Source organism: Mycobacterium sp. IDUB_39 (assembly GCF_055419205.1).
On sequence record NZ_JBVAXF010000025.1, the window covers coordinates 1 to 1,344 of the forward strand.

1 protein-coding gene is annotated in these 1,344 nt (G+C 66.0%); it reads left to right on the plus strand.

What is annotated here, in order from left to right; translation table 11 throughout:
• The first annotated feature begins 104 nt into the window (after positions 1–104).
• Positions 105–1,280, plus strand: a complete 1,176-nt coding sequence (locus ACZY0X_RS31200) for an IS481 family transposase (RefSeq protein WP_463775894.1) — start codon at positions 105–107, stop codon at positions 1,278–1,280.
• Positions 1,281–1,344 lie beyond the last annotated feature (64 nt).

Consider the following 1,344-nt stretch of genomic DNA (forward strand, 5'->3'; position numbering starts at 1 on the left):
TGTTCTGTTTCGGGACATCGCTGACACTTGTATGTCTCGGGACATCGCTGACACCTGAGTAGGGCCGCGACCAGGATGGTTCATGGCCCAGAAGGTGACGGGCGATGGACATCCGTACCGCGACGGCGTTGGCCGGGCAAGTGGAGAACGTGGCGGAGTTCTGCCGCCGCCAGCAGATCAGTCGGCAGACGTTCTACAAGTGGCGGGCTCGGTTCCGCGACGATGGCGTCCCAGGGCTACAGGATCGCTCACGACGACCGTTGTCCTCGCCAGGTCAGACCGGTGCGGCAGTCGAGGAGATGGTGCTGCTCAAGCGCAAGCAGCTTCTCGAGCAGGGATGTGATCACGGCCCGCAGTCGATCGTGTGGTCGCTTCGTCGCGAGGGCCGCGGCGTCGTGCCCTCGCGGGCCACGGTGTGGCGGATCCTGACCCGTCATGGCGTGATCACACCGGCGCCGCAGAAGCGCCCGCGCTCGGCGACCAAACGGTTCACCTTCGATCGGCCCAACGAGTGCTGGCAGTCCGACTGGACCCAGTGGGCGTTGGCCGACGGCTCCCCGGTGGCCATCGCGGGCAGTATCGATGACCACTCGCGCTACCTGACCGCGCTTCAGGCGGCGGCGGGTGCGGGTTCCACCGAACTGGTGTGGGCGGTGATGCTGGCCGGTATCAGCGAGTGCGCAGTACCGGCAATGTCGTTGACCGACAACGGGTTCATGTACACCGGGCGACTGCGCGGCTATGAGTCGAGGTTCGAGGCCAACCTGCGCGCCCTGGGCACCCGCACCATCAACTCCACCCCCTATCACCCTCAGACCTGCGGCAAGATCGAGAGGTTCTGGCAGACCCTGAAGAAGTGGCTTCGGGCCCGCCGGGCACCGGCCACCGTCGAAGCGCTCAATGACCTGCTCGACCGGTTCCGAGCCTTCTACAACCACCACCGCCCGCACCGAGCCCACCGCGGCGCCACCCCGGCCGAGGCCTTCGCCGCCACCGAAGCCGCCCGACCCGCAGCACGTCCGCTGCCGGCACCAATCTTCGTGAGCAGCCACATCGTCGGGGAACGCTCGGGCAACCTGTTCGTCCCGCCCTACAAAGTCAACGTCGGCCTGCGCTGGGCTGGACACACCTGCGACAGCATCCGCGACGGCGACCACATCGCCATCTTCAGCGGCACGACGCTGATCAGGGAACTCACCGCCGACCCCACCCGCCAGTACCAACCCGGTGACAAAAACACGCGAACCTACCGCGCCCGCGAACCCAAACCATCACCATGACTGTCAGCGATGTCCCGAGACATATGTGTCAACGATGTCCCGAGACACCACAGTTCGCTGAGCG

What these genes read in the sequence shown, in the direction of transcription:
- ACZY0X_RS31200 (WP_463775894.1), top strand. Translation starts at nt 105, where the DNA reads ATGGACATCCGTACCGCGACGGCGTTGGCCGGGCAAGTGGAGAACGTG.